Origin of the sequence: Salmonella sp. SAL-020 (assembly GCF_017372215.1) — a bacterium.
Classification (GTDB): Bacteria; Pseudomonadota; Gammaproteobacteria; order Enterobacterales; family Enterobacteriaceae; genus Salmonella; species Salmonella enterica.
In genome coordinates this window covers 2,304,334-2,331,176 of the sequence record NZ_CP071690.1, presented here as the reverse complement: position 1 = coordinate 2,331,176, position 26,843 = coordinate 2,304,334, and the positions used below count along the sequence as shown (strand labels likewise).

21 protein-coding genes and 2 pseudogenes are annotated in these 26,843 nt (G+C 48.8%); 14 read left to right on the top strand and 9 right to left on the bottom strand.

Annotation, left to right across the window (positions count from 1 at the left end; all coding sequences use genetic code 11):
* Positions 1-474: 474 nt before the first annotated feature.
* From J1G48_RS11285 to glgX, 6 genes are all read left to right on the top strand, one after another.
* Entirely contained in the window at positions 475-906 is a 432-nt protein-coding gene (locus J1G48_RS11285) for an OsmC family protein (RefSeq protein ID WP_000152297.1), read from the top strand.
* A 349-nt stretch (positions 907-1,255) separates the two neighbouring features.
* Positions 1,256-1,585 (top strand): acid-activated periplasmic chaperone HdeB, encoded by a 330-nt coding sequence (gene hdeB / locus J1G48_RS11280; RefSeq protein ID WP_001032161.1) that lies wholly within the window; start codon positions 1,256-1,258, stop codon positions 1,583-1,585.
* 142 nt (positions 1,586-1,727) lie between these two features.
* Complete coding sequence (locus tag J1G48_RS11275) at positions 1,728-2,513, top strand: OBAP family protein (protein ID WP_000698598.1); 786 nt, start codon at positions 1,728-1,730, stop codon at positions 2,511-2,513.
* Between the two features lie 128 nt (positions 2,514-2,641).
* Positions 2,642-4,426, top strand: coding sequence for a malto-oligosyltrehalose trehalohydrolase (treZ, locus tag J1G48_RS11270; protein WP_000095548.1), 1,785 nt, complete (start codon positions 2,642-2,644; stop codon positions 4,424-4,426).
* The gene (gene treY / locus J1G48_RS11265; RefSeq protein ID WP_000613139.1) at positions 4,423-6,951 is read left to right on the top strand and encodes a malto-oligosyltrehalose synthase; all 2,529 of its coding nucleotides are present in this window, start codon (positions 4,423-4,425) and stop codon (positions 6,949-6,951) included. The genes treZ and treY overlap by 4 nt, the downstream gene beginning before the upstream one ends.
* A 56-nt stretch (positions 6,952-7,007) precedes the next feature.
* Positions 7,008-9,083 (top strand): glycogen debranching protein GlgX, encoded by a 2,076-nt coding sequence (glgX, locus tag J1G48_RS11260; RefSeq protein ID WP_000210596.1) that lies wholly within the window; start codon positions 7,008-7,010, stop codon positions 9,081-9,083.
* A 112-nt stretch (positions 9,084-9,195) separates the two neighbouring features.
* Here glgX and J1G48_RS11255 read toward each other — a convergent pair whose 3' ends face one another.
* The 5 genes from J1G48_RS11255 to J1G48_RS11240 form a co-directional block, all read right to left on the bottom strand.
* Entirely contained in the window at positions 9,196-10,398 is a 1,203-nt protein-coding gene (locus J1G48_RS11255) for a MalY/PatB family protein (protein ID WP_000347156.1), read from the bottom strand.
* 12 nt (positions 10,399-10,410) lie between these two features.
* Entirely contained in the window at positions 10,411-11,862 is a 1,452-nt protein-coding gene (nhaC, locus tag J1G48_RS11250; RefSeq protein ID WP_001276624.1) for a Na+/H+ antiporter NhaC, read from the bottom strand.
* 143 nt (positions 11,863-12,005) lie between these two features.
* Entirely contained in the window at positions 12,006-13,013 is a 1,008-nt protein-coding gene (locus J1G48_RS11245) for a LacI family DNA-binding transcriptional regulator (RefSeq protein WP_000201082.1), read from the bottom strand.
* A gap of 296 nt (positions 13,014-13,309) precedes the next feature.
* A complete protein-coding gene (locus J1G48_RS23525; protein ID WP_254888761.1) occupies positions 13,310-13,432 on the bottom strand; it encodes a hypothetical protein in 123 nt (40 codons plus the stop codon).
* Between the two features lie 381 nt (positions 13,433-13,813).
* On the bottom strand, positions 13,814-14,146 hold the full coding sequence (locus J1G48_RS11240; protein ID WP_000253159.1) for a DUF1493 family protein: 333 nt from the start codon (positions 14,144-14,146) through the stop codon (positions 13,814-13,816).
* 38 nt (positions 14,147-14,184) lie between these two features.
* Between J1G48_RS11240 and J1G48_RS11235 the strand changes: the two are divergent.
* Both J1G48_RS11235 and J1G48_RS11230 read left to right on the top strand, forming a co-directional pair.
* Positions 14,185-14,325: pseudogene (locus J1G48_RS11235) on the top strand (type II toxin-antitoxin system mRNA interferase toxin, RelE/StbE family); the annotation flags it as partial.
* A 33-nt stretch (positions 14,326-14,358) separates the two neighbouring features.
* A pseudogene (locus J1G48_RS11230) lies at positions 14,359-14,640 on the top strand (RidA family protein); the annotation flags it as partial.
* Between the two features lie 57 nt (positions 14,641-14,697).
* Here the strand turns inward: J1G48_RS11230 and J1G48_RS11225 are convergent.
* The gene (locus tag J1G48_RS11225) at positions 14,698-15,771 is read right to left on the bottom strand and encodes an S-adenosylmethionine:tRNA ribosyltransferase-isomerase (protein WP_000954686.1); all 1,074 of its coding nucleotides are present in this window, start codon (positions 15,769-15,771) and stop codon (positions 14,698-14,700) included.
* Between the two features lie 192 nt (positions 15,772-15,963).
* Positions 15,964-16,452 carry a MarR family winged helix-turn-helix transcriptional regulator gene (locus J1G48_RS11220; RefSeq protein WP_001293634.1) on the bottom strand — a complete coding sequence of 163 codons (489 nt, stop codon included), beginning with the start codon at positions 16,450-16,452 and terminating at the stop codon, positions 15,964-15,966.
* A 44-nt stretch (positions 16,453-16,496) separates the two neighbouring features.
* On the opposite strand from J1G48_RS11220, the gene J1G48_RS11215 reads away from it, so the two are divergent.
* The 5 genes from J1G48_RS11215 to J1G48_RS11195 all read left to right on the top strand — a co-directional run bounded on the left by J1G48_RS11215 (position 16,497) and on the right by J1G48_RS11195 (position 23,325).
* Positions 16,497-18,005 (top strand): FAD-dependent oxidoreductase, encoded by a 1,509-nt coding sequence (locus tag J1G48_RS11215; RefSeq protein ID WP_000199415.1) that lies wholly within the window; start codon positions 16,497-16,499, stop codon positions 18,003-18,005.
* Positions 17,995-19,236, top strand: a complete 1,242-nt coding sequence (locus J1G48_RS11210) for an MFS transporter (protein WP_001095738.1) — start codon at positions 17,995-17,997, stop codon at positions 19,234-19,236. Before J1G48_RS11215 ends, J1G48_RS11210 begins: the two co-directional genes overlap by 11 nt.
* 69 nt (positions 19,237-19,305) lie before the next feature.
* Positions 19,306-20,862, top strand: coding sequence for a PhoPQ-activated pathogenicity-related family protein (locus J1G48_RS11205; protein WP_000476916.1), 1,557 nt, complete (start codon positions 19,306-19,308; stop codon positions 20,860-20,862).
* Between the two features lie 176 nt (positions 20,863-21,038).
* Complete coding sequence (locus tag J1G48_RS11200) at positions 21,039-22,325, top strand: MFS transporter (RefSeq protein WP_000824240.1); 1,287 nt, start codon at positions 21,039-21,041, stop codon at positions 22,323-22,325.
* Positions 22,300-23,325, top strand: coding sequence for a zinc-binding alcohol dehydrogenase family protein (locus tag J1G48_RS11195; protein WP_000864924.1), 1,026 nt, complete (start codon positions 22,300-22,302; stop codon positions 23,323-23,325). The genes J1G48_RS11200 and J1G48_RS11195 overlap by 26 nt, the downstream gene beginning before the upstream one ends.
* Before the next feature lie 58 nt (positions 23,326-23,383).
* Here the strand turns inward: J1G48_RS11195 and J1G48_RS11190 are convergent, their stop codons facing one another.
* Positions 23,384-24,175, bottom strand: a complete 792-nt coding sequence (locus J1G48_RS11190; protein ID WP_000388417.1) for a FadR/GntR family transcriptional regulator — start codon at positions 24,173-24,175, stop codon at positions 23,384-23,386.
* A 45-nt stretch (positions 24,176-24,220) separates the two neighbouring features.
* Positions 24,221-25,312, bottom strand: a complete 1,092-nt coding sequence (locus tag J1G48_RS11185) for a linear amide C-N hydrolase (RefSeq protein ID WP_000976494.1) — start codon at positions 25,310-25,312, stop codon at positions 24,221-24,223.
* Between the two features lie 427 nt (positions 25,313-25,739).
* Between J1G48_RS11185 and J1G48_RS11180 the strand changes: the two genes are divergently transcribed.
* Positions 25,740-26,843, top strand: coding sequence for a hydrogenase small subunit (locus J1G48_RS11180; protein WP_001194442.1), 1,104 nt, complete (start codon positions 25,740-25,742; stop codon positions 26,841-26,843).

Sequence of the window (26,843 nt, the reverse complement as noted above, 5' to 3'; positions counted from 1 at the left end):
CGCAGAAAATTAATTCGTATTCAGCATGGCAAATATTTTTGCGGCTGTGGTTAAGATTAGTCCTGGAGTTATTTTAACGCAAGGCGGAACTCTAATTGTTTACCCCTGAAGAAAATATATTACGTTTGCCAATTACATATCCTCATACAAATAGTGGTCAATTAATATACATTTAAAAGGCTACTTATTGTGATTTTTATCCTTTATTACAATGTGATAGGATAAATCTCAATATACATATAAAATATACATAATGGAATACGCCTCCAGAAGAAAAAGTAAGGACAAAAGGAGGGATATATTCTTTAAAGAAAGGGAGCCCTGTTGGTTTAATATTCATCACTGAAAAAGCATACAACTATTTTCTATATCTGAAGTGCGGGTAATCGACAACATGCTACCTCCATCGGCATGGACAACGCAGATTAGCAGCATGGTCTATACTTTATTTTTTGAGCCAACAGGAGAGCAAAAATGACAATCCATAAGAAAGGTCAGGCACACTGGGAAGGCGACATCAAACGGGGTAAAGGTACTGTATCAACAGAAAGCGGCGTGCTTAATCAACAACCGTATGGATTCAATACCCGGTTCGAAGGCGCGCAGGGAACCAACCCGGAAGAGTTAATTGGCGCCGCACATGCGGCCTGTTTCTCCATGGCGCTATCACTCATGCTGGGAGAGGCTGGATTTACGCCGACATCCATTGACACCACCGCTGACGTATCGCTTGATAAGGTGGAGGCGGGCTTCGCCATTACCAAAATTGCGCTACAAAGCAAAGTCGCGGTAGCAGATATTGATGCTTCAACTTTCGATCAAATCATCCAGAAAGCAAAAGCCGGGTGCCCGGTATCGCAGGTTCTGAATGCGGAAATCACCCTCGACTACCAGCTTAACGCCTGATAACCTCTCCAGCCCGGTAACGATGGGTTGATCGGGCTGATGAATATACTTTCAGACGGAGGGCTTGCTCCCGGTCTATCTGAGATCCTGCCGTATTTCTATCACCTCAACGCGCCGTAGACCACGTCTGCGGCTATTGTCGTGGCCTACTTTTCCGCCTTAAAATCTGCTCGCCATGTTGCTTTATTCATCAAACATCAAAATCAGTCAACGTAAATATCAATAATAGCCATATCACGGAGGGTGATCTTTATTCCTGAGAGAGGAGGGGTATTATTTTCTGTGTTCTACATTAACGGGTTAACGCGCAGATGTAGAGGTTATTTATATAATTATTGGAGCAACAACAATGAATAAATTCTCCCTTGCTACAGCAGGTATTATCGTGGCAGCGCTGGTAACCAGTGTTAGCGTGAATGCGGCAACAGATACTACTAAAACAAACGTTACGCCTAAAGGTATGAGCTGCCAGGAGTTTGTTGACCTCAATCCGCAGACGATGGCGCCAGTCGCTTTCTGGGTGCTGAATGAAGATGAAGATTTTAAAGGCGGGGACTACGTAGATTTCCAGGAAACTGAGACGACAGCAGTGCCGCTAGCCGTTGAGCTTTGTAAGAAAAACCCGCAGAGTGAATTAAGCAAAATAAAAGACGAAATCAAGAAAGAACTCTCAAAATAAGAGTAAACTGATATCAAAACCCGGCCTGTGTGTCGGGTTTTACTATTTGTGACACCGTCACAAATAACATCTTCCATTTCTTCTACCAATCACGTGGTATTGCACTATTTTCATTAGAGCCCTTTCACTATATGGAGACCTAATGAAAATTTTACCGCTGGCACTCTTTATCATTCCTTTTCTGGCCGGATGCGGCGCCAATAATACGCCGCCGCAAACGCCTATTCCCGGGGAAAAAACCTCTGCCAAATTACGTACCCTGGAAACAGGCGCGGCGGCTATTCAATCCAGACCACCTGTCGATGCCATCAGTACCTACCTTGACGGGTTCCATTTTTATAGCGGTGATAAAAACGGACAGATGGAAGCGCACCATTACGTTACCGTCCTGAACGAAGATGTCATGCAGGCGGTGATTTACGACGGCAATACGAAAAACGCGCGCCTGATGGGGGTGGAGTACATTATCAGCGAACGTTTATTTAAAACGCTTCCTCCCGAGGAGAAAAAACTGTGGCACAGCCACCAGTACGAGGTGAAATCCGGTAGCCTGGTGGCGCCTGGCTTACCGCAGGTCGCTGATAAAGCGTTGATGAGTAAGATTGTTAATACTTATGGCAAGACCTGGCACACCTGGCATACCGACCGGGATAAAACCCTGCCAATGGGTATCCCTGCGCTGATGATGGGCTTTACTGGCGACGGGCAGCTTGACCCCGCGCTGCTGGCCGATCGGGATCGCCGTCTGGGAATTGATACCCAGGCCATTAAACGCGAGCGGCAGGATCTGCCTGAACATCCCGTTGTTAAGGGGGCTAACGCCTGGGAGCAGGGGGAGGTTATCCAGCTACAGCGTGTTCAGGGCTCTGGCGAACACGGGCGAGGCGATACCGCGCACTTCGGTACATCTGAGCAATCCCGACAATAATTCCACGGTTTTACACGCAGATAGGAAAAAGAATGCCTGTTAAGTGACAGTGTCACGTAAAGATTAGCCCCATAGTCTATGCTTGTTCTTCGGATGTTGTAGAGGTTATGGGTTAAACGGAGCGACAAATGAGTTCAAAAATTTTTTGCAAAAGCTGGGGGGCTGAATATATCGCCGCTGATGTTGTCCGCTTTCGTCTTTGGGCCACCGGTCAGCAAAAGGTTATGCTCAGGCTTGCGGGTAAAGACCAGGAAATGCAGGCGAGCGGTGACGGCTGGTTTACGCTGGACGTCTCCGGGGTGACGCCAGGTACGGAGTATAACTTTGTACTCAACGATGGCATGGTGGTCCCCGATCCGGCTTCCCGCGCCCAAAAAACTGACGTCAACGGTCCGTCATATGTGGTTGATCCAGGCAGCTACACGTGGCGCAACACCGGGTGGAAAGGTAGCCGTTGGGAGCAGGCCGTGGTGTATGAGATGCATACAGGCACGTTCACTCCGGAAGGCACCTTCCGCGCCGCAATAGCGAAGCTGCCTTATCTCGCTGAACTCGGCGTTACCGTTATTGAAGTGATGCCCGTTGCGCAATTTGGCGGCGAGCGTGGCTGGGGCTATGACGGCGTACTGCTTTACGCGCCGCATTCTGCCTATGGGACGCCGGATGATTTCAAGGCGTTTATTGACGCCGCGCATGGGTATGGTCTTTCCGTCGTCCTGGATATTGTGCTGAACCATTTCGGCCCGGAGGGAAATTATTTACCGCTATTGGCGCCGGCGTTTTTCCACAAAGAGCGCATGACGCCGTGGGGAAATGGTATCGCCTATGATGTCGACGCCGTGCGGCGCTATATCATCGAGGCGCCGTTATACTGGCTGACAGAATACCATCTCGACGGCTTACGCTTTGACGCTATCGATCAGATTGAGGACAGTAGCGCCAGGCATGTGCTGGTTGAAATCGCACAACGTATTCGGGAAGACATTACCGACAGACCCATTCATCTGACTACCGAAGATAGCCGCAATATTATTTCTCTGCATCCCCGTGATCAGGATGGCAATGCGCCGCTGTTTACCGCCGAATGGAATGACGATTTTCATAATGCCGTCCACGTTTTTGCGACCGGAGAGACCCAGGCCTACTACAACGATTTTGCTGATACCCCGGAAAAACACCTCGCGAGAGCGCTGGCCGAAGGATTCGCTTATCAGGGAGAAATTTCCCCCCAAACCGGCGAACCTCGCGGCGTAAAAAGTACCGGACAACCTCCGGTCGCCTTTGTGGATTTTATTCAGAACCACGATCAGGTCGGTAACCGCGCCCAGGGCGACAGACTGATAACCCTGGCGGGCGCTGAACGAACAAAAGTATTGCTCGCCACGTTGCTGCTTTCACCGCATATTCCGCTGCTTTTTATGGGCGAAGAGTATGGCGAAAGCCGTCCTTTTCTTTTTTTTACCGATTTCCATGGGGATTTAGCCCGCGCCGTTCGTGAAGGTCGCGCAAAAGAGTTTGCCGATCATGCAGGGGAAAATGTTCCGGACCCGAATGCGCCAGAGACCTTTCAACGCTCAAAACTTAACTGGAAGCAACAGCACAGTGAAGAGGGTAAAGCGTGGCTGGCATTTACCCGCGAACTACTGCTTTTGCGCCAGAAGCATATCGTGCCGCTGTTGTCCGCTGCCCGTGAGAGCTCAGGAACGGTATTGCAAACCGCGCCCGGGTTTATTGCCGTTAGCTGGCGTTTTCCGGGAGGAACGCTGTCACTGGCGCTGAATATTAGCGCCACGACGGTATTGCTGCCCGATTTACCGGGTAAGACCCTCTTCGCCTGGCCGAATGAATCCACCGGGTCGCTTTCCCAACATTCTCTTATTGTCCGCTTAGCCCAGGGAGAGTCTGCATCATGATCCCAACTGCAACGTATCGTCTTCAGTTTCGTAATGGCATGACCTTCGATCGCGCTGCGGCGCTGGTGCCTTACCTTAAAAATCTGGGTATCAGCCATCTTTATGCCTCACCCATCTTTACCGCCACCAAAGCGTCAACGCATGGTTATGATGTCACCGATGCGAATGAGATTGAGCCTTCTATTGGCGGGCGCGAAGGATTTGAAAGACTGGTGGCCGAACTTAAAGCGCAAGGTCTGGGATTGATCATCGATATTGTGCCTAATCACATGGCCAGCTCGCTGGAAAACGCCTGGTGGCGCGACGTGCTTGAATATGGCAAGGAGAGCCGTTACGCGCGCCATTTCGATATTGACTGGTCGCGCCGACTGACGCTGCCTTTTTTAGGCGACACGTTTGACGCCGTGCTGGAAAACGGAGAAATTGCGATCAAGCCCGATCCCGCTACGGGTAAACCCGCGTTCGCCTATTATGATAACTATTATCCGCTTGCGCCGGCGACGTGGCAGGGGCGCGAGGCCGAAATACTGGCGCTTACCGATAAAGCCGCTATTGCTGATTTGCATGAGCGCCAGCCGTGGAAATTAATGTCCTGGCGCGATGCCGCTCGCTCGCTTTCATATCGGCGTTTCTTTGAGGTCACAGGGCTGGTAGGAATGCGGGTGGAAGATAAAACCGTCTTCGACGATACACATCGGCTGATTCTGGAGCTGGTCAGAACGGGGGCGGTTGACGGTTTACGTATCGATCATATCGACGGACTTGCCGATCCGAAAGCCTATCTTGCGCGTTTACGTCAGGAAGTGGGGCCGGCGTGCTATATCACCGTGGAAAAAATTCTCGCTAAAGGCGAGCAACTTCCTGATGACTGGCCGGTTTCCGGCACCACAGGCTATGAATTTATCGCCTCGCTGGCGGAGGTGCTGGTTGACGATGAGCAGATAGACAATCTGCGCCAGGCTTACGAGACCGTTAAAGGCGCGCCAGTGGATATGCGGGCGGAATTACGGGCGGCTAAATTGCTGATGGTCGATCGCAATTTCGAGGGGGAATTTACCCGGCTGCTCGCGCTTGCGCTGTCGATTGCCAGCGAGCTACAGATCGCACAGGAAGAGAGCATCGTTCGGCAGGCGTTACGCGAGTTATTAATTGCCTTTCCCGTATATCGCACTTACGGCACGGCAGAAGGGCTACCGCCGACCGATATTTGCCTGTTACACCGTATTGTGGAACGGGTAAAGACGCTTGAAAATCCTCCGCAGCCAGAAGCGCTTACATTTCTGAGCCGTCTTCTTACTGGCGATGTTCCCGCCTCCAGCCAGGAGGAGGCGACACAGTTTCGCGTTCGGTTCCAGCAACTCACCGGTCCGCTGATGGCGAAATCGGTAGAGGATACGCTTTTCTTTCGTCAAAACATGGGACTGGCGTTAAATGAAGTCGGCGCCGAGCCCGTCACGCATCACTTCTCCATCGAACGCTTTCACCATGAGATGAAAACCCGACAGGCGCGACAGCCTGATGCGTTATCCGGTACGTCGACCCACGATACCAAGCGAGGCGAGGATGCGCGAGCACGCCTGTATACGCTTACCGAAGCGCCGGAACAGTGGAGCGAATGCCTTGCCCGCTGGCGGCAGATGAACCAGACCCATGTCAAATTTTTGAATGATGGCACTGCGCCAAAATCGGCGGATACGTGGATGTTATATCAGGCGCTGACCGGCGTCTGGCCCCCGATGCTACAACCACAGGACGAAACAGGTTTAAACGCGCTGAAAATACGCTTTGAAGCCTTTGTGGAGAAAGCGCTACGCGAAGCGAAGCTACGTACCGATTGGGTGGACAGTAATGAGGCTTACGAAACGGCAATGCTTGATTACGCCCGTTATTTACTGGCGCCGGATAATCAGACATTTTTGCAGGATTTTTATCGTTCCTTGCAACCCTTCATCCGCGCAGGGCTGGTTAACAGCCTGACGCAGACCGTTATCAAGTTAACCGCGCCGGGAGTACCTGATATCTATCAGGGAAGCGAGGCGTTGAATTTTAGTCTTGTCGATCCCGACAACCGCCGCGAACCGGATTTCGCCACGCTGGCGCAGCAGTTAGACCAACTAACGCCGGGAGTTTTCTCGCGCGAAGAGAGTTGGCTGAACGGGCAGGTGAATCAGTATGTCACCGCCGCCTTACTGCGTTTGCGTCAGCAGAATCATGAGCTCTTCCGTTTTGGCGACTATATACCGCTGCGGGCTGTTGGTCAGCGTGCCGACAAGGTCATCGCTTACGCCAGAGTCAATCATGATGATGCGCTGATTGTTGTTGCGCCCCGACTGGTGTTCGCCGAATGTGACGGCTTATTGTCACAATCGCATAGCGGTTTCTGGTCAGGAACCGACATTATTATACCCGGACAGCTTAATCAGCATCGTTATCGCAATGTGCTTACCCAGGAGAGGTTAATGCCTGGTGAACGCCTGTCGTTGGCCTCACACCAGGGCGGCGTACTGGTTTTAATGAGCGACTGAGTTTATGTGTTGATGTGCCGTGACAGGACAACGTTTACCGTGGGTGGAGAAAGAGAATGACAACAAACAGGGCTTTTGAAATCAGATCAGGATACAGCCATACGCTTGGCGCAAATTATGACGGCGAAGGCGTGAATTTCGCTATTTTTTCCGCCCATGCGGAACGCGTCGAGCTTTGTCTTTACGATCCGAGCGGGGAGCATGAAATCGCTCGTCTGGAGTTACCGGAATATACCGACGAAATATGGCACGGCTATGTCCCGAAGTTGCAGCCCGGCGCGCTGTATGGGTACCGCGTTTACGGTCCTTATGACCCGGAAAATGGTCATCGTTTTAACCCCAACAAGCTGCTTATTGACCCTTATGCCCGTGAGCTGGTGGGCGATATTCAGTGGAACGATGCGCATTTCGCGTATCAATTACTTCATGACGATAAAGATTTGACCTTTGATGACCAGGATAGCGCGCCATTTACGCCTAAATGCCGGGTGATTGATCCGGCTGAGGCGAATTGGGAGGATAGACAACGGCCTTCCATACCGTGGTCGAACGCCATTATTTATGAAACGCATGTAAAAGGCTTTACCCAGCTTAATTCCGCGATCCCTGAGCCTCTACGCGGTACGTTTGAGGGCATGGGACATAAAGCCAGCGTGGATTACATTAAAAGTCTGGGTATTACCTCCGTCGAGCTTTTACCCGTTCACTGGTTCCCGGACGATCAGCATCTGCTCGATAAAGGACTGAAAAATTTCTGGGGATACAACTCGCTGGGCTTTTTTGCGCCGGCGACGCGCTACTATGGTCCAAAAGGTATTCAGGGATTCCGCGATATGGTGCGCGCTTTCCATGATGCCGGCGTCGAAGTGATACTGGACGTGGTCTATAACCATACGGCAGAAGGGAATGAGCTTGGCCCCACGCTGTCATTTAAAGGTATCGATAACTTCTCTTACTATCGCACCATGCCCGATCAGCATCGCTATTACATTAACGATACAGGGACAGGTAATACCGTCAATACCTCTCATCCACGGGTACTGCAAATGGTGATGGATTCCCTTCGCTATTGGGCGGAGTCAATGCATGTCGACGGCTTTCGTTTTGATTTGGGCACCATTCTTGGTCGTGAGCCGGAAGGCTTTGATCAGAGAGGCGGTTTTTTTGATGCGGTAACGCAAGACCCGGTGCTGGCAAAACTGAAACTGATTGGCGAACCCTGGGATATCGGACCGGGCGGCTATCAGGTTGGCGGCTTTCCACCAGGGTGGGGCGAATGGAATGATAAATACCGCGATACGGTACGCGAATATTGGAAAGGTGACAACGTCACAAATGATTTCGCCGCACGCCTGCTGGGTTCCGGCGATCTCTATGATTTGCGCGGCCGTCGCCCCTGGTCAAGCGTTAACTTTATTACTGCCCATGACGGCTTCACGCTGAACGATCTGGTGTCTTATAACGACAAACATAATGAAGCCAATGGCGAAGATAATAATGACGGGCATAATGATAACCGCTCCTGTAACTATGGCGCAGAAGGGCCAACCGACGACGAGGGCATCAATGCGATACGCGAGCGACAGAAACGTAATTTCCTGACCACCTTGCTTTTCTCGCACGGCACGCCGATGTTATTAGCGGGCGATGAGTTTGGCCGCAGTCAGATGGGCAATAATAATGGCTACTGTCAGGACAGTGAAATATCGTGGGTCCACTGGGATAATTTGCCGGAAACCGCCAATGCGCTACGGGAGTTTACCCGTCATCTGATTCAACTGCGCGCCACGCAACCGCTGCTGCGCCGGGAAAGCTGGCGTGACGGTCTGGAGATCCGCTGGTTTAACGCCGGCGGAGGGGCGCAGCAATCCGAACAATGGGATGAGGGATCGACCATAGGCGTATGCATTAGTCGTCCCGATCTTCAGCCGGAAGCGGGGATCTGGCATGACGCCTTACTGCTTTTCAATCCGTTTGAAGGCAGCGTACCGTTCCGTATTCCGATGTGGGGAGAAGGCGGCTGGGTACTTGAACTGACGACTGCCGATAACGCGCAGCAGGGAATACGGATTACCGAAGAAATGGATTTCGATCTGGCCGGGCGCAGTATCGTGTTATTCAGACGCCCCTGATAGTGAAACCGCGCTCCGGACCCAACCGGCCTTGATGGCCGGTTTTTTACTGGCGCTCAGGCGATATCATGCCGCAGAAATAACACCGGTGTCAGTTTACCGCCCGAAAAATTCATCCGCCTGTTGGTATTCCTTTGATTGTCTTCACCGATATTCGCTTCAGGCCGTCTATTGCCATTTCAAGGTAGGTACGTGGACATCCCAGATTTAAACGGATAAATCCGCTGCCCGCCGGGCCAAAGCCGCTGCCCATTGAAGGAGCAATACCCGCGACATCCGCCATTACCCATTTTAGCTGTTCGTCATCCAGTCCCAGTTTTTTACAATCCATCCATAATAAATAGGTTCCCTGCGCCGGGACAATTCTTGCCCAGGGAAGGTGCTCTGTCGCCTGTTCAACAAACCAGCGGCGGTTTTCCGCCAGGTAATCCAGTAGCGAATCCAGCCACTGTCTGCTTTCATTCCATGCGGTAGTCGCCGCCTGAACGGAGAGGGCGTTAAAGACGTCCAGCCCATGAGCGTCCAGACGAGACAGGAATCGCTGGCGAAGCGTAGGATCGGGAATGAGAAAATTAGAAATTCGCAACGACGATAAGCCAAACGTTTTGCTGGCCGCAGTGGCGGAGATGACCCGTTTATGCCAGCGCTCCCCTAAATGCAGTACCGAGGTAAAGGTTTCGCCGGGCAGCAATAGATCGGCCCATATTTCATCCGAGATGAGAGTGACATCATAAGCTTCACATAATAAAAGCAGTTGCTCCAGCTCGTTGGCCGACCAGCAACGCCCGGTTGGATTATGTGGATTACACAAAATCATCAGCGGAGGGCGCTCATGGCGAAACAGCCTTTCCAGTTGGCAAAAATCCATCTGGTAGCCGTCGTCCGGCGACTCGCTAAGGGGATTCTCCAGCAGTTTTCTACCATTAAGCGTGATTATTTTGGCGAAGGAGCCATAGTATGGTCCCTGTACCACTACGCCGTCGCCTGGATGCGTCAACATTTGCACTAAGAGCGCCAACCCTGGTACGACGCCTTCCACGCTGCATACCCATTCCTGTTTTAACGTAAGCTGGTGGCGTGACGAAAACCAGTGAAGCAGGGCGTTAAAATAGGCCTCATCACGTTCGCTATAGCCAAATACGCCGTGCTCGATTCGCTGATGCAATGCCGCCTGAACCTCAGGCGGGCAGGCAAAATCGAAATCAGAAACCCACATCGGCAGCAGTTTCCCAGCGCCGTCGCCAAAGTGACGCTCAATAAAATCCCACTTTACCGAACCAGTATTGTTGCGATTGATAATCTGGTTAAAATCCATCTTGTTTCCTTATTATTTCGTCACTGACGTTTGCGGCGACTTTTCTGAAGCGGAGGCAGTTCTGGCAATACCAACTCCGCTAAAACCATAAATTAATGCGAAGAAGATCGCCGCATAGCACTGGATAGCCCAGGGCAGAAGATCAAGCGTGCTAACGCCCAGCGTGGTTGCCATGTAGACGCCAGCCGAGGTCCACGGCAGGAGAGGTTCGATAACGGTACCGGCATCTTCTATCGTCCGTGAAAGGTTTTTAGTATCCAGCCCCATACGACGATAGGCATCTTTAAACAGTTCGGCGGGAACTAACAATGCCAGTTTACCGTCGCTGGTCGCTCCTGTGACCAAAATTGTGGTGCCGATAGTGGCGGCAATGAGTTGACCAACGCTATGAATAATGGTCAGCAGTCGGTTAATGATGATCGTTAACGCGCCGGTTAACGTTAGCGCTCCGGCAAATGAAAAAGCGCAGAAAACTAACAGTATCGTTCCCATCATCGAGAACATTCCGCCCCGGTTTAGCAGTCGCGGAACATCGGCCACGACACCTTCTGCGCCTTGTGGGAACATGGCGATATCAAATCCATCAATGAAAGCGTCCAGTCCCTGTTTGATGCTCAGTCCCTGCATGATGACGCCGAGGAACAAGGCAAGTACGCAGGCGCTTAACATTAATGGGATGACAGGCTTTTTGCGAATTGCGCCCCACAGTACGATCACCGGCGGCAAAATAAGAATAATATTAAAATGGTATAGCGACTCCAGCGAGTGGATGATGTCCGTAACGCGCTGCGGCGTAGCCACCTCGCCCAGCATATTACTGTGTCCGGCGATAAGATAAACCACGGCGGCAAGCAGGAAACTTGGCAGGGTCGTCCAAAGTAAATGCTGAATATGCTCAAACAGAGTAGTGTCTGCGACAATCGCGGCAAAGTTAGTCGAGTCGGACAACGGTGAGATTTTGTCGCCGAAATAAGCGCCAGAAACAACGGCGCCAGCTGCTGCTGCAAGAGACACGTCCAGCCCGGCGGCAACCCCCATTAACGCAACGCCAACCGTCCCGGCGGATCCCCATGATGTACCGGTACAGACGGAGACCACGCTGGTTAAAAAGAAGGCTGCAATCAAAATATATTCCGGGCTTATGAGTTTTAGCCCCCAGTACACCATGTAGGGAATGGTGCCACTAAACATCCAGGTGCCAATCAAACCGCCCACGCAGATCAGGATCATGATAACCGGCATTGCTTTAGCCAGCTTATCCACCACTGAGTTGATGATGTCTTCCCAACAGTATCCTTGCCACCATGCAATGCCTGCCGCTACCGCCGCAGAGCACAGAAGGAGCGGTTCGATACGTAGCCCCATGATGCCGTAACCGATAATCAACAATAACAACATGGAGATGACTGGGATTAGCGCTAAACCCAATGACAGCGTTTTCTTCTTGTTTTGTGATGCACTCATAATGGAGCTCCGGTCAGTAAGGTAGCTCAAGGGTAGGGGGATACGCTTCTCACTACTGTGATCCATTACTTTCGTCCATGTAACCGATTACATGAGAAGGGTTAATTTGATAGTCATCACAGTTTTTACTGTTGACGACGCATTCATCGTGAAAAATAGGGCGCGACAGAATCGCGGATCACCAGTTCGGCATTGAAATGATTGCTGCTGGGCGGCGGCGTAATGCCCTGGTATAACTGTATCGCCAGTTGCGCGGCACAACGCGCCATTTGTTCGACCGGATAATGCATTGTTGTTAACGCCGGATAAAGATACCGGGCCAGCACCACATCATCAAAGCCGACAATAGAGAGCTGTTGCGGAAGCTGAACGCCGCGTTGATGAAGAATACGCATAATGCCAGCGGCCATCACATCGTTAAACGTGACCGCTGCCGTAAGGGGAAGCCCGCTATTAATAAGTTGATGCGCGGCCCGCTCGCCGCCTTCTTCGTTAAACGGAACGCTAATCACCCAGCGAGGGTCTGGAGAAATACCATATTCTTCCAGCGCCTGACGGTAACCATCAAGGCGTTCCTGACGATCGATAATTGGCAAGTCAGATGTCACACAGGCGATGCGCCGATGCCCGTTCGCCAGGAGATATCGGGTCGCTTCCCTGGCGGCGCTGCGATTTTCCAGCCAGATACACCGGTTGGCCATACCGGCGATATAACGATTAACAACAACCAGCGCTGGAAAGTGGGCTGCGTAGCGCAGCAGCTCTTTATCCGGTAATCGGCTGGCGTGTACAACAATAGCCTCACAGCCTTGATTAACCAGAAAATCCAGTCCCGCTTTTTCCATTTCTTCGTCGTGGCCGCCGCTACATACCATCAAGCGATACTGCTGCTTACGAGAAACATCTTCTACGCCGCGAGCAAGGCGGGCAAAAAAAGGATCGGCCAGATTGCCGGTTAACAATCCGAGCATATCGCCGCTACGTTTCGCCAGCGCGATAGCGGCGGCATTCCGGCGATAATTGAGATCGCGCATGGCTTTCTCTACACGTTCGCGCGTGACGGGTTCAACCCACGCGGTCTGGTTAATGACGCGTGATACAGTCGCGGTTGATACACCGGCCATGGATGCAACATCCTTTATTGTCGCCATGTTAAGCTCATATTTGTTCGTTTAAAGGGTATCAAAGCCATTGATTATCATGTTACGTGGAAATCAGTGCAATCACTGCGGCGCAGCCTGAATTTATAAACATTTTTAAAATCATCTTAAATCCTGGTAACTGCAAATTTTAGTAGCTACCGATTTTCCAGTGTATTGTCAGTATCATAACGACCTGGGTGCCGTCGAAAAATATCGTGCTGATTATAGGAGTAAAAAACATGGCCGCGTATGACATCGAAAAGGACATCGGGCCGCGGGTTCAGATTATCCAGGAGATACACGAATTAATTCTGGCGGGTGAAATGGAAGTCGCCAAAAGGATGCTGCGCACGCTGATTAAAGTCACGTTCGCTTATCCTGCGATTTTTGACGAGGTTCGGCAGGAATGCCAAATCAACAATGCGCATGTTGTCGCCGGATGTGGATCCGGGTATCAAAGCGTTTATAGCCGTTGTCAGAGCTGCAGAACATCAGTCAGAAAAAGCAGCGGACCAGGGTAAAACCCACTGAGCCAAAAACCTGCGCGACGAACCGGTCACAGTGGCCGGTTTTTTTATGCCTGCGTGGCGTGTGCTGCGTGAAATCGTGTGCAGGATAAGCGGGTGCAAATCAACAGAATTCGCGCAGCGTCACGGCAGGGAAGGGATCAAACTTATGGGCCAGAAGTTTTTTGACATACACGAATCCAGCCGCTTTAACATGTCTTTTAAATGTTCTGGTGAATTTAACATAATATACATTATGCGCACCATAATGGCGGAAGGCGAAAAGCAGCCCCCCAGCGTGAATCAGTCATACAACCAGCGACCAGCCCTGGCAGACGCAATGAGCATACCTATAGTGAAATCCGCCACCTGAGGAATATCGTTTTTGCGAAACGGATTAAGCAAATGCTTTAGCGGTGGTTCTGGCGGATAGTATGTTGTGATCGAGAAACTCCCTCTATCTACATTAAATGTCGTAAAAAAATCATCCATCAATGCCAGTGCTTCATCATCTTCCAGCCGTAGATCTGAATCCAAATCTGTTGACGGTGTCAGTTCTTTTTTCTTAAAGAGGTAAATTCCATCATGGCTTCTTACCAGTTCATAAATCCGCTGTTCAAGAGTATCACTTACCATATTTTATCGCTTCCTCTGGCAATGCGTTTGTAATCCCTGACTAGTACAAAATTAAGCTGTGTGGTGCAGGATACAGACTGGTCTACAGCGTCGAAGATGAAATTATCACGGTAACTATCATTGGTGTTGGAAAGCGTGAAAATGATGCCGTCTACAAAATGACACGACACAGAAGCTAATCACTCAGGAAATACTCTCTTTCCCGTCAAACGGTAGGCAGTCACACAGACGGAACGCCGGAGCCTGATTTTCAAAAACAAGTGAGGCTTGCTTTTGAAAACCTGAAAGCAACACTGACTGCAGCAGGATGCACATTCGATGACATAGTGGATGTCACCACCTTCCATACCGATCCAGAGCAACAACTTAACGACGTGATGGCGGTGAAACAGGAGATATTTGCCTATCCCCCTTATCCTAACTGGACCGCTGTTGGCGTTACCTGGCTGGCCGGCTTTGATTTCGAAATAAAGGTTATTGCCCGAATCCCCTGATGCTTATTCTCGGTAAAACCGGTAGCATTATGTGTACCGGTTTTATTTTATTCATCCCTACCCTTCATCCTGTATGATTAACATGCAATCACCAAACATATCGAACTGACATGACTGGATATCTTCTGAGGCATAGGCCTTCATGAGTAGATCAACCCCAGCAAACTGACCAGTTAACACCATATGCGTCGTTTTTGGCTGATGTAAGTTCGTTAGCAGGCAGTCAACCACTTTCAGTTGATAGCCTGGATGTATATAAAGCGCAGTCCAGCCAGAACTTGCTTTGAGGCAATTGTGCTCCCTCGAATACGCGGACTCCAGGCATCGTGTAACGGTAGTTCCTACGGCAAAAATACGTCCGCCATTTTGCTTCGCAGTATTAATGATATCCGCTGTTGCTTGCGGAACCTCGTAGTATTCTTCGTTGATAGTCACTTCCTCTACACATTTTGTTTGTATTTTTCTGTTGGACAACATTTCTGTTGATGCAACATGTAAAGTGATGAAGGATATTAACCCACCTTTATCTTTGATTTTTTGGATAAGATCCCAGGTAAAATGAATGCCGGCAGAAGGTATTTCCAAAGAACCATACTTTTTAGAAAAAACGGAACGGTAAGCATCTGGATATTTATAAAACAAGCTGGAGTCCACATACTCATCAAGACGCTCACCATGACTGGCTAAATAGCAAATTAAGGCCTCATGATTTTCCACGACGGCCCGGTACTGGCTCTCCTCGCTAAACCTTTGCTCTATCTTAATGGAAATTTCAGGGTTATCAACCAAATAGAAAACATCATTCGCGTTAAGCCTTTCCTTTAAAAGTCCGGAAATAATTACTCTATTATTTGGTAAAAATCCCTCTAAAACAATTTTAATTAGCCTATTCTGTCTTGTTTTACAGATAAACATATGGTTTATTATAGTACTGTCGTTAAAACAGATTACATCACCTTCTTTGATATAATCTGTTAATTTACTAAAGTCTACCTTATGAATTTCCCCTTTACTCCGGTTGAGGACAAGCATTTTACACTTTTCCCTGTATGAATCATTGGCTATCCAATGAGGTCTGAGTGGGATAGTCATCTGATCGGTAATGCGAAAATCATATTTTTCGGTAAGCATATATTTACCCTTTGAAAAACCATTGATACGGCGATTGTTATATAGCCGTATTCTGCAGTATACGTTGGCCTTTCAAAGGGTGAAAATTAACTCGATAAATGTTGTTGTTATATTTACTTTGCTGGCTATTTAATCAATGTCAGATACCGATATTAGCCTGGACGATCGGATTTGACCGCCCTTTTCTTTTGCTTATTCCGGCATTGAAGCATCGCTATCCATTGCATCGGCAAACTTTTGCATTAGCCGAACAAAGACATCAAGTTCATCCTGAGGCCAGTCTTTAAAAACAACTTTGCCCATTTGCTCTCGAGCGGCGTCTATACGCTCCGTCATCGCCTTTCCTGTACGGGAGATAACGGCCTCGCGTATACGACGATCGATGGCATTATGTTGCCGTATTATCAATCCCAACTTCTCCAGTTTGGCGACCTGTCGGCTTACCGTCGTATAATCACGACCGGCACGTTCGGCTAACTCAACAACGCCAATCGGCCCTAAACGTTCGATACTAATAAGGATCGAAAATAGCGCACGATCGAGTTGTATCCCCGCCTCTGCAATTAATTTCTCATCATTACGAGGCCGGTTAAGCGCGCTCACCACGCGAATCAACGCACCGTGAAGCGCCTTCATTTGCTCGGAAATATGTGTATCTTGCACATTTTTATTTTCTGACATAGCATGTCTCCTCTTATGTGCATAATACACATATCGGAGAGACGATGACAAGATACACCACTACAGATGTACTGATCTGCGGCGCTGGCGTTACCGGGCTTACTTTAGCCATCGAACTGGCGCGTCACGGGGTCTCATTTCGCCTGATTGAGAAAAGAACGACGCCTTTTATCGGCTCCCGCGGTAAAGGTATTCAGCCGCGAACGCAAGAAATCTTCGAGGATCTTGGAATACTCAATAAAGTGGTCGCCGCCGGCGGGCTCTATCCCCGACTACGAACCTACCGTCACGACGGAAGCTATGTAGATTCAGATATTGCGCATCATACAAAACCGACCCACGCCGAACCCTACCATCTGCCATTGATGGTTCCACAGAACGTGACAGAAACGATTATGCGAGAGCAATTAAAAGCATGGGGACATCGGGTGGAGTTCGGCTGCGAGTTACGACATTTTGCGCAAACCCCACGCACAGTCACCGCGTATGTTGCCGGGCCGGCTGGAGAAGAGGTCATCATCGCGCATTATTTGATAGGTGCGGATGGCGGCGGAAGCTTTGTCAGAAAAAAATTAGGCGTCAGCTTCCCCGGTCGTACGTTGGGAATCCATGCGCTTGTGGCTGACGCTTCACTTTCCGGTCTAAACCGGGATGTATGGCACCATTTTAACGATGGCGATATGACGCGGATGATAACGATTTGCCCTCTCGCCGGCACGCAGCTCTTTCAAATCCAGGCGTTGTTGGCCCCGGACGACTCGCAGAATTTCTCAGCCGACGTGCTCACGGCTTTTCTTACTGAACGAATCGGGCGGACGGATGTTCGCATCCATTCGATTCCCTGGGTATCGAAGTACCAGATGAATGCGCGCATAGCGGAACATTACCGTGTGGGTAAGGTATTTTTAGCCGGTGATGCCGCTCATGTGCATCCGCCGACGGGTGGGCAAGGATTAAATACCAGCATCCAGGATGCCTATAACCTGGGGTGGAAAATGGCAGCCTCGCTGCGGGGCGCAGGAGAAGAGCTTCTCGATAGCTATGAACAGGAACGCCGCCCGGTAGCCGAATCACTGCTCCACCTTTCGACCCGATTACTTGACTCTCAAAAACAGGGTGGCATCAAACGAGAACGCGACGTTCAACAACTTGACATCCAGTATACCGACTCCCCCTTAGCCCACACGTTGCCCGAACGTCAGCATGGGTTACAAGCGGGAGAAAGAGCTCCGGATGCTCCTCTTTTGGGCGCCGGCGGCCAATCATTACGATTATTTCAGTTACTACAAGGTCCGGACTGGAATCTGTTGGCCTACGAAACCCACGGTAAGGTCATCGATGCGCGGCGAGGACTGCGTATTCATCACATTGGCGAGCAGGACGAGCTCATCGATACCCTGGGGCACTTCCGGGAATCCTATCATCTGGCGCCGGGTCAATGCGTGGTGATTCGACCCGATGGCTATGTCGGCGCATTCTTTCACGGCAAACAGAGCAACGATATTGAAAATTATCTCTCTCGTTTTGCCATAGGGATTAAAGATGAATACTAATGTCTATGAGAACACCGACAGCGAAACTATCACCCCGCTCAACAAGCGGCGTATTTTGCCTGTTTTCCTGCTTGTCGGCCTTTACGCCGCCAGTACAGCGGCTGTAATGTCGGTACTGCCTTTTTATATCCGCGAGATGGGCGGTTCGCCGCTTATCATTGGAATCATCATCGCCACTGAAGCTTTTAGCCAATTTTGTGCGGCGCCCCTGATTGGCCACCTTTCCGATCGCGTTGGCCGCAAGCGAATACTGATTGTCACGCTGGCTATTGCGGCGATAAGTTTACTATTACTCGCCAACGCGCAATGTATCCTGTTTATCCTGCTCGCCCGCACGCTTTTTGGCATTAGCGCCGGGAATTTGTCAGCCGCCGCAGCCTATATTGCCGATTGTACGCACGTCAGAAATCGGCGTCAGGCAATCGGTATCCTCACAGGCTGCATTGGTTTAGGCGGTATTGTCGGGGCAGGCGTTTCCGGGTGGTTATCGCGTATCAGTCTGAGCGCGCCGATCTACGCCGCCTTTATACTTGTCCTTGGGTCTGCCCTGGTCGCGATTTGGGGGTTAAAAGACCCTTCCACAACATCACGTACCACAGATAAAATAGCGGCGTTCTCTGCCCGCGCTATTTTAAAGATGCCTGTCCTTCGCGTCTTAATCATCGTAATGCTTTGTCATTTCTTCGCCTATGGCATGTACTCTTCACAATTACCTGTTTTTCTTTCTGACACCTTCATCTGGAATGGGCTTCCCTTTGGGCCAAAAGCGTTAAGCTATCTGTTAATGGCGGACGGGGTTATTAATATTTTCGTTCAGCTATTTCTGTTAGGTTGGGTGAGCCAATATTTTTCGGAGCGAAAGCTAATTATCCTCATCTTCGCTCTTCTTTGTACTGGATTTCTCACTGCGGGTATCGCCACGACCATACCTGTGCTTGTTTTTGCTATCGTTTGTATTAGCATCGCTGATGCGCTAGCCAAACCCACTTATCTTGCCGCCTTGTCCGTCCATGTATCGCCTGCCCGACAAGGTATCGTCATCGGAACGGCGCAGGCATTAATCGCAATCGCTGATTTTATATCCCCCGTATTGGGCGGATTTGTCCTGGGTTATGCTCTGTATGGAGTCTGGATCGGTATAGCTATCTCTGTCGCCATTATTGGTCTGGTGACGGCAATGATTTACCTTTCAAAAAGTTCAGTGCTAATAGTGAAACCAGAAACAGAATAATATGACAACGTCACAAACATTATTGTTCCCTTCTTCCCTTATTTATCAAAAGTATTGTACTTATATTGAATGTTTAAGAGGTATTTATGGAAATTATGCTGGCTGGCATTTGCCCTTGTAAAGCGCGGGGAAAGCATGAAAAAAACATATCTCGTTGTTATCGTACTGTTTTTCATTTCTACAAAAGTTTATACACTACTTCATAACAACATCTTCTTTTGTCGAAACAGCCCGGAGTGTGATTTGTCTCATGTTCTCCCCGACTACCGGGAGCAGATTTCAGGCACACCGCTAAAATATACCTTGATTAATACAGCTCCATTAGCACAGGTGGTAGTCAGACACTATGAATTATTATCGCAACACTGGTCGCCAGATGACATGGTAACCCCTGCGCAATGGCGACATAACGTTGATATTTATATCCCTGAAACGGCAAAAGAGCACCATGCTTTGGTGGTTGTAAACAACGGAATTAATTATGATAAAGGCGTACAAATCACTGGTAAACCCGGTGATTTCCCCCAGGAAACACTGGCAAGCATCTCCCGTGATACGAATACCATCGTAATATCAGTGAGTGATATACCTAACCAATATTTAACCTTTCAGGATGATAAAAAACCACTGAAAGAGGACGAGAGCGTTTCCCGAAGCTGGGCATTATTTATGGAAGCGCCGGAGAAACGTGAGTTAATGCCTTTAAATATTCCTATGGTCACTGCCCTATCGCAAGCGATGAGATTAGCAAAAAAGGAGTTAACGCAATGGAATATAAATTCCTTTATCATTACAGGTATTTCAAAGCGTGGGTGGACCACCTGGTTGTCAGCTATCGCCGATCCTGATGTTGAAGCAATTGTTCCCTTCGCCATTGATCTACTTGATATTGATGCTTCACTTGAGCATATTTATCAATCATACGGTGGAAATTGGCCCATTACATTCTACCCCTACTACCAGCAAGGCATAGATGAGAAAATAAAATCCCCCACATTTACCCAACTAAGGCAAATAATAGATCCGTTAAGATATCTCAATACTATTTATCAACCCCGACTTGCAATACCGAAATATATTATTAATGCAAGTGGCGATGATTTTTTCGTACCAGACAACACTCGCTTTTATTATAGCAAACTTCCTGGCGTAAAATCATTACGTATAGTGCCTAATATGAACCACTACTCAATTAACCAGTTCGCTGAAGAAAGCCTCGTTCCTTTTATTAATAGGTTTCAAAGTAAAAAAACATTACCACAGTTGATCGGCCTTATTCACCACCATCTTCTTACGGTCTATTTCTCAGAAGCGCCGGTAAAAGTCGTTCGCTGGACAGCTAACAATCCAAATGCGCGTGATTTTCGTTATGCCTGTGGCATCCGCTATAAGCCGCTTACAATAGATATTCCCGCCAACAATAAGATCAGTATTACGTTAAATGAACCGAAGACAGGTTGGGAAGCTACCTATATCGAAGCCACTTTTAATGATGGCTATGTCGCCACGAGTCAGGTTTATATTACGCCCGATGAAAAATACCCACAGACAGCACCACCTTCCGTTAACGCCGCATGTCAAACGTTACCGGGGCGTGGATTAGGGGAAAACGATAGCCCCGATTGAATTTTCAAGTAATTATCTGAGTTTAAATAATTTTATCCATCACGCTTGCGATGGATAAAAATCCTCTGCGATAAATTTTTGTTATATTGATCACGTTCTAACCACAAGAGAGGTGATTTGAAAATAACCTTAAAATATTGTGGTCAGGCCGCTAGACCACAATAAGAGGATTAATCATGAAAAGAAAAACAATGGGATGGCTTATCGTTTTTCTTCTATTTATAGTTTACATGCTCAACTATATGGATCGTTCAGCATTGTCGATAACTGCCCCCTTGATCGAAAAGGAGTTAGGATTTAACGCCGCGGAGATGGGGATGATCTTCAGCGCGTTTTTTATCGGATACGCCCTGTTTAATTTTATTGGTGGCTGGGCCAGCGATAAAGTTGGGCCAAAAACGGTTTTTCTCATCGCAGCGTTACTATGGTCTGTATTTTGTGGCTTAACTGGTTTGGTCACCGGATTGTGGACAATGCTTATCGTGCGCGTTCTTTTCGGTATGGCTGAAGGACCGGTCAGCGCTGCCGGAAATAAAATCATCAATAACTGGATTTCCCGAAAGGAGTCTGCCACGGCGATCGGAATTTTTAGCGCCGGTTCCCCGCTCGGCGGCGCGGTGTCCGGGCCGATAGTGGGCCTGCTGGCGTTATCCTTAGGCTGGCGCCCCGCATTTGGCATTATTTTCTTATTTGGCCTGGTCTGGGTACTACTGTGGTACTTTATCGTTAGCGATAAGCCAACAATGAGTAAACGCCTGGCGCCGGAAGAACGCATTGATTTTGAAAATCATGAGGACGTTATTTTATCTGATGATGGCCGGGCTACGCCTTCACTCGGCTATTACATGAAACAACCAATGGTATGGGCGACAACTCTGGCTTTTTTCAGCTACAACTATATTCTTTTTTTCTTCCTGACCTGGTTCCCAAGTTACCTGAACCATTCGTTACATCTCGATATTAAAGAAATTAGTATCGCCACGGTAATTCCCTGGGTCATCGGCGCCATTGGTATGGTACTCGGCGGCGTCTGTTCTGATGTAATTTATCGGATTACCGGTAATGCTCTGCTCTCACGTCGACTTATTCTGGGCGTATGTCTGGCAGGCGCGGCGGTATGTGTTGCCGTTTCCGGTACCGTTAGCACTATTGGTAGCGCAATTACGCTCATGTCAGTTTCACTCTTCCTGCTCTATTTAACAGGCCCAATTTATTGGGCGGTTATTCAGGATGTTGTTCATAAAGATAAGGTAGGGAGCGTCGGAGGAGCCATGCATGGCCTGGCTAATATATCCGGTATTATCGGTCCGCTTGTCACCGGTTTTATCGTTCAATTTAGCGGTAAATATGACTATGCGTTCTATCTGGCTGGTGCTATCGCTATCGTTTCAAGCCTGTTGGTCTTCGTGTTTGTAAAAAGTAAAGGATTCAAAGCCAATGAAAGTCAAAGCTGTGTTCATTAATAAGCCTGGTGAAGTTGAAACCCGCTGGGTGGATTATCCCCATAAGAAAGAAAATGAAGTATTAATTAAGGTTGATGCTGCAGGCATTTGCGGATCGGATATCGGGGCTTTTCGTGGAACGAACCCACTGGTTACTTACCCAAGAATTATTGGGCATGAAGTGACCGGAATTGTTCTTCAGGAAGGCGCCGGAATGCCGGACAATATTAAAGAAGGTGACCGCGTAATTGTTGACCCCTATATTTATTGTGGTCACTGCTACCCTTGCTCTGTCGGCAGAACTAATTGCTGTGAAAATTTAAACGTCATTGGCGTGCATGTCGATGGCGCAATGCAGGAGGTGGTTACTCATCCCGCACATTTAATTCATAAAATACCAGATAATGTGCCTTCTGAAATGGCGCCGCTGGCAGAACCGCTGACCATCGCTCTGCACGCGCTGCATCGGGCAAACGTTAAGGCTGGGGAATATGTTGCCATCATCGGCGCGGGGGCCATTGGTCTTATGGCGGCATTAAGCGCGCGTCATTACAAGGCAACGCCTATTCTGATCGATATTGTGGAAGAAAGGCTACGCTATGCGCAAAAGCTTGGCGTTCCTTATGTGCTGAACGCCGCTGACGATCAGGTTATCGACGCTATTAAAAATATCACCCACGGCACCATGGCGCAGGTCGTGATAGAAGCTTCCGGCGCAAATAGCGCTATTCGAAATACGCTTGATTTAGCATCGTTTGCTGGTCGTATTTCGTTTACCGGATGGCCAAAACAGGAAACGTCGCTGCCGACGAACCTGATCACCTATAAAGAACTGGATTTACGCGGTTCCCGCACCAGTGCCGGTGAATTTGATGAGGCATTACGCATGCTGTCAACGCTGGAGATTAATCCGCAAGATGTTGTCAGTAAGGTCGTCAATCTTGATGAGATCCCTGATGCAGTTAAAGAACTTGATCGCTATCCGGAGCGCTACTTAAAGATTAATGCTGTTTTCCATTGATTTACGGCGAGTTCTACCGCATGGCATATCCGCCATGCGGTGTTATTTACCGACAAACTTAGCCGCCGACAATCTTTCTCACATAGCGTAAATGTTCCAGCGATCCCTCATAAGCGCTGTCAGCATCAGACTGGCGCATTGCATCCACTATCGCTTTATGTTGTTTGTTGAGATTAAGTAAAACATTTCTGTCTCCAGACTGCTCATCAAGCCCGGCATAAGGGATATTAATCCGTTGTTCCCATAACATACGGGACATATCGAACAACACCCGGTTACGGCTAGCCTCAGAGATCGCAAGGTGAAACTCTTTATCCAGCGAGTAAAAGCCGTGGACGTTATTATCGTTAATGGCTTGATCCATACGATGATAAATCGCCTCTATTTGGTTGATGACGTCAACGTTATCGTTTTGTGCGGCTAAGCGCGCACAATGGCTATCAACCAGCTCGCGAGTAGAGAGAATTTCTTCGATGGTATAGTCGCTGGCAAGGTGTTTTTTATCTGAAACGATAACCCCATTACCGGACTGAATCACGATCCATCCGGAGATCTCCAGTACAATAAGGGCTTCTCGCAAGGAGGCGCGGCTCACGCCAAGCTGTTTTGCCAGTTCGCGTTCTGGCGGTAAAAAAGTTCCCGGGGGAAAAATATTATCATTGATCAGCTTAATGATGAGGTTGGCTATCTTCTGATAGAGCCTCTCCTGCCTGACCTCAGGTATAACCATGCGCCCTCCAATCCATATCCAGGGGATTTTGAATGGATTTAGCATACCATCCTGGCGCTGGTGATCGTGATAATTAATTACCGTGCATGATAAAGAGAAGCAACCGCCGGTAGCCTCCATTACCTTCGCCGAGACTACCGGGGAAACTAAACCGAGATGAGCTATTTATCCTTTGACGTTGATTTTCTCGAACACGGGCGCTGTCGCGTTCTTAAACTGAGAAAGAGACCAGGTTTTATAGTTGATATCATTGTAGCCGCGCACCATCATCTCACCGTGCGTTAAGTCAGACAGCGTTGTCCAGACCGTATATTCTGAGACCGGTTTGCGGGTAGCGTTGCCTTCCCCTTCACTCCCCATATAATCAACCGTAATATTTTTCGGACGATCGAAACGGCTCATAATATGTGCAAGCGTATTCATTGCGTCGTGGGCGGATGTCGCTTGCGGCGCATATGTGGTGTAATAAACGCCGCGTATAAAACGGGAAACCGACGTATCGGACGATGGCAAGTCTGCAATAGCAATCCCGCTATCAGGCTGCATCACTTTTATCCCGCCCAATGTGCCTGAAGAGCGGTCCACATTGGTTAATTGCGTATAATTATTCAGATTTGTCAGATGCCAGGGGAATGCGGGACCATTTGTCATCACGCGAGTGGGATTGTCATAGACATGGAATTTGCCATTTTCCACTTCAACGACAATGCTTCCTCCTTTCTTGTCGTAAAACGCGTAATGAAATGGCGATTTCAGATCGCCAAACCGATGCAGTTCCGGTGACCAGAATTTGCCCTCTTTTATTGCCTGTTTTACCTCGCCGACAGTAGCAAAACGGGCCAGCGCCCATTCTCCCAACGAGGTGACAGGAATTGCCTGTTTATATTCACTCGCGGGCAATGGCGGCAACTGCGCATTCATGATCATGTTTTCACTAAATGACAATCCCGCGCTATTCATGCCTTCAAGTATGTCTCTGCTATCGCCATCAGTAATGGTGGAAGTAATGGCCAGTATCGGATACTTCGCCTGATAGCTTATCCCCTGGCTGCCATCCGGCGTTTTTTTATCAAACTGTGTTCCCGCCGGGTAATACGTTAACCATGAGGGTAAATCCTGCATATATTCCAGCGTACGCCCATGAAAAATATCGCCTTGTTTATCCTGAATAGCAAGGGTTGTGCAGGCCTGTGCAGCCATGGCGTATGAAAACAGCGCCGGAGCGATAAATAAAATTGCTTTACTTTTTTTCATCATGCTCTCCTTGTTTGTAAAATGAATTGGATGAATATATTAAATTAAACCTATCAATGGTTATGCAGCACGTAATTAATTGTGATCTTATTTTACAAGCTAATAAATTTAACTGACGGGTTTAAAGGAGAGTTAAACACAGCGAACTAACATGAAACGCGTTATCCGTGTGACCATTTAAAAAAATCCCATCATGTTATAAATAAAAAACACGGTTTCTTATCAACATTAAGAGATATCTTCACAACGCTATATTTACTCCACATCACCAATAACATTAAATTAATTTATGTTTTTGAGTAATGTGAGTAGCACACATGTAATCAGTTGTTACGAATTAGAAACATAATTGCTACTAAAACACGTTGAGAAAGACAAGAAATGCAACATATGATGCCCACACTAACTATAGTGGTTTGGGATAAACGTTATGCAAACACAAGATACATTTTATCAAGTTATGCGTAGACACGGCGTGACAAGGCGTAGCTTCCTCAAGTTTTGCAGCCTTACCGCAACGTCTTTAGGCCTGAGCAGTTCGATGATTCCTCAGATAGCTTATGCCCTGGAGAATAAACCGCGTACGCCAGTGATATGGCTGCATGGTCTTGAATGTACCTGCTGTACCGAATCTTTCATTCGCTCTGCGCACCCGTTGGCAAAAGATGCCATTTTGTCGCTCATTTCCCTGGATTATGACGACACCATTATGGCCGCCGCAGGGCAACAAGCTGAGCAGGCGTTGGCGGATGTGATGCGTGAGTACAAAGGAAATTATATCGTTGCCGTGGAAGGTAACGCGCCGCTGAATGAAGATGGGATGTTTTGCATACTGGCTGGCGAGCCGTTCCTGGAGAAGTTAAAACGCGTCAGCGCGGATGCTAAAGCGATTATCGCCTGGGGGGCCTGCGCATCATGGGGCTGCGTGCAGGCAGCCCGTCCCAACCCAACTAAAGCCACGCCGGTTCACAAATTAATTACCGATAAACCCATTATTAAAGTGCCAGGCTGCCCGCCTATACCTGAAGTGATGTCCGCCGTTATCACCTATATGCTGGCATTTGATCGCATCCCTCCCCTTGATCGTCTTGGACGACCAAAAATGTTTTATGGCCAGCGAATTCATGACAAATGTTACCGACGCGCGCATTTCGATGCCGGTCAGTTTGTGGAAGCGTGGGATGACGAAGGCGCCAGAAAAGGGTATTGCCTGTACAAGATGGGCTGTAAAGGCCCGACCACCTATAACGCCTGTTCAACCGTTCGCTGGAATGATGGCGTGTCTTTTCCTATCCAGTCGGGTCATGGATGCCTCGGATGTTCGGAAGATGGATTCTGGGATTACGGTTCTTTTTACAGCCGGGCAACGGGCATTCCGCAAACCGGCATTGAAGCTACCGCCGATAAAATCGGACTGGGCGTTGCCGGCGTCGCGGGCGCTGCCGCCATCGCTCACGCCACGGTGAGCGCCATAAAACACGCCCGCAATAAAAACAACACGTCATCAGAAAACGCTCCGGAAGAGAAAAAATAA

Bases quoted from the DNA above. Each gene is read 5' to 3' on its own strand.
- J1G48_RS11285 (WP_000152297.1), top strand. From the start codon at position 475: ATGACAATCCATAAGAAAGGTCAGGCACACTGGGAAGGCGACATCAAA.
- hdeB (WP_001032161.1), top strand. From the start codon at position 1,256: ATGAATAAATTCTCCCTTGCTACAGCAGGTATTATCGTGGCAGCGCTG.
- J1G48_RS11275 (WP_000698598.1), top strand. From the start codon at position 1,728: ATGAAAATTTTACCGCTGGCACTCTTTATCATTCCTTTTCTGGCCGGA.
- treZ (WP_000095548.1), top strand. From the start codon at position 2,642: ATGAGTTCAAAAATTTTTTGCAAAAGCTGGGGGGCTGAATATATCGCC.
- treY (WP_000613139.1), top strand. From the start codon at position 4,423: ATGATCCCAACTGCAACGTATCGTCTTCAGTTTCGTAATGGCATGACC.
- glgX (WP_000210596.1), top strand. From the start codon at position 7,008: ATGACAACAAACAGGGCTTTTGAAATCAGATCAGGATACAGCCATACG.
- J1G48_RS11255 (WP_000347156.1), bottom strand. From the start codon at position 10,398: ATGGATTTTAACCAGATTATCAATCGCAACAATACTGGTTCGGTAAAG.
- nhaC (WP_001276624.1), bottom strand. From the start codon at position 11,862: ATGAGTGCATCACAAAACAAGAAGAAAACGCTGTCATTGGGTTTAGCG.
- J1G48_RS11245 (WP_000201082.1), bottom strand. From the start codon at position 13,013: ATGGCGACAATAAAGGATGTTGCATCCATGGCCGGTGTATCAACCGCG.
- J1G48_RS23525 (WP_254888761.1), bottom strand. From the start codon at position 13,432: ATGCGCATTGTTGATTTGGCATTCCTGCCGAACCTCGTCAAAAATCGC.
- J1G48_RS11240 (WP_000253159.1), bottom strand. From the start codon at position 14,146: ATGGTAAGTGATACTCTTGAACAGCGGATTTATGAACTGGTAAGAAGC.
- J1G48_RS11225 (WP_000954686.1), bottom strand. From the start codon at position 15,771: ATGCTTACCGAAAAATATGATTTTCGCATTACCGATCAGATGACTATC.
- J1G48_RS11220 (WP_001293634.1), bottom strand. From the start codon at position 16,452: ATGTCAGAAAATAAAAATGTGCAAGATACACATATTTCCGAGCAAATG.
- J1G48_RS11215 (WP_000199415.1), top strand. From the start codon at position 16,497: ATGACAAGATACACCACTACAGATGTACTGATCTGCGGCGCTGGCGTT.
- J1G48_RS11210 (WP_001095738.1), top strand. From the start codon at position 17,995: ATGAATACTAATGTCTATGAGAACACCGACAGCGAAACTATCACCCCG.
- J1G48_RS11205 (WP_000476916.1), top strand. From the start codon at position 19,306: ATGTTTAAGAGGTATTTATGGAAATTATGCTGGCTGGCATTTGCCCTT.
- J1G48_RS11200 (WP_000824240.1), top strand. From the start codon at position 21,039: ATGAAAAGAAAAACAATGGGATGGCTTATCGTTTTTCTTCTATTTATA.
- J1G48_RS11195 (WP_000864924.1), top strand. From the start codon at position 22,300: ATGAAAGTCAAAGCTGTGTTCATTAATAAGCCTGGTGAAGTTGAAACC.
- J1G48_RS11190 (WP_000388417.1), bottom strand. From the start codon at position 24,175: ATGGAGGCTACCGGCGGTTGCTTCTCTTTATCATGCACGGTAATTAAT.
- J1G48_RS11185 (WP_000976494.1), bottom strand. From the start codon at position 25,312: ATGATGAAAAAAAGTAAAGCAATTTTATTTATCGCTCCGGCGCTGTTT.
- J1G48_RS11180 (WP_001194442.1), top strand. From the start codon at position 25,740: ATGCAAACACAAGATACATTTTATCAAGTTATGCGTAGACACGGCGTG.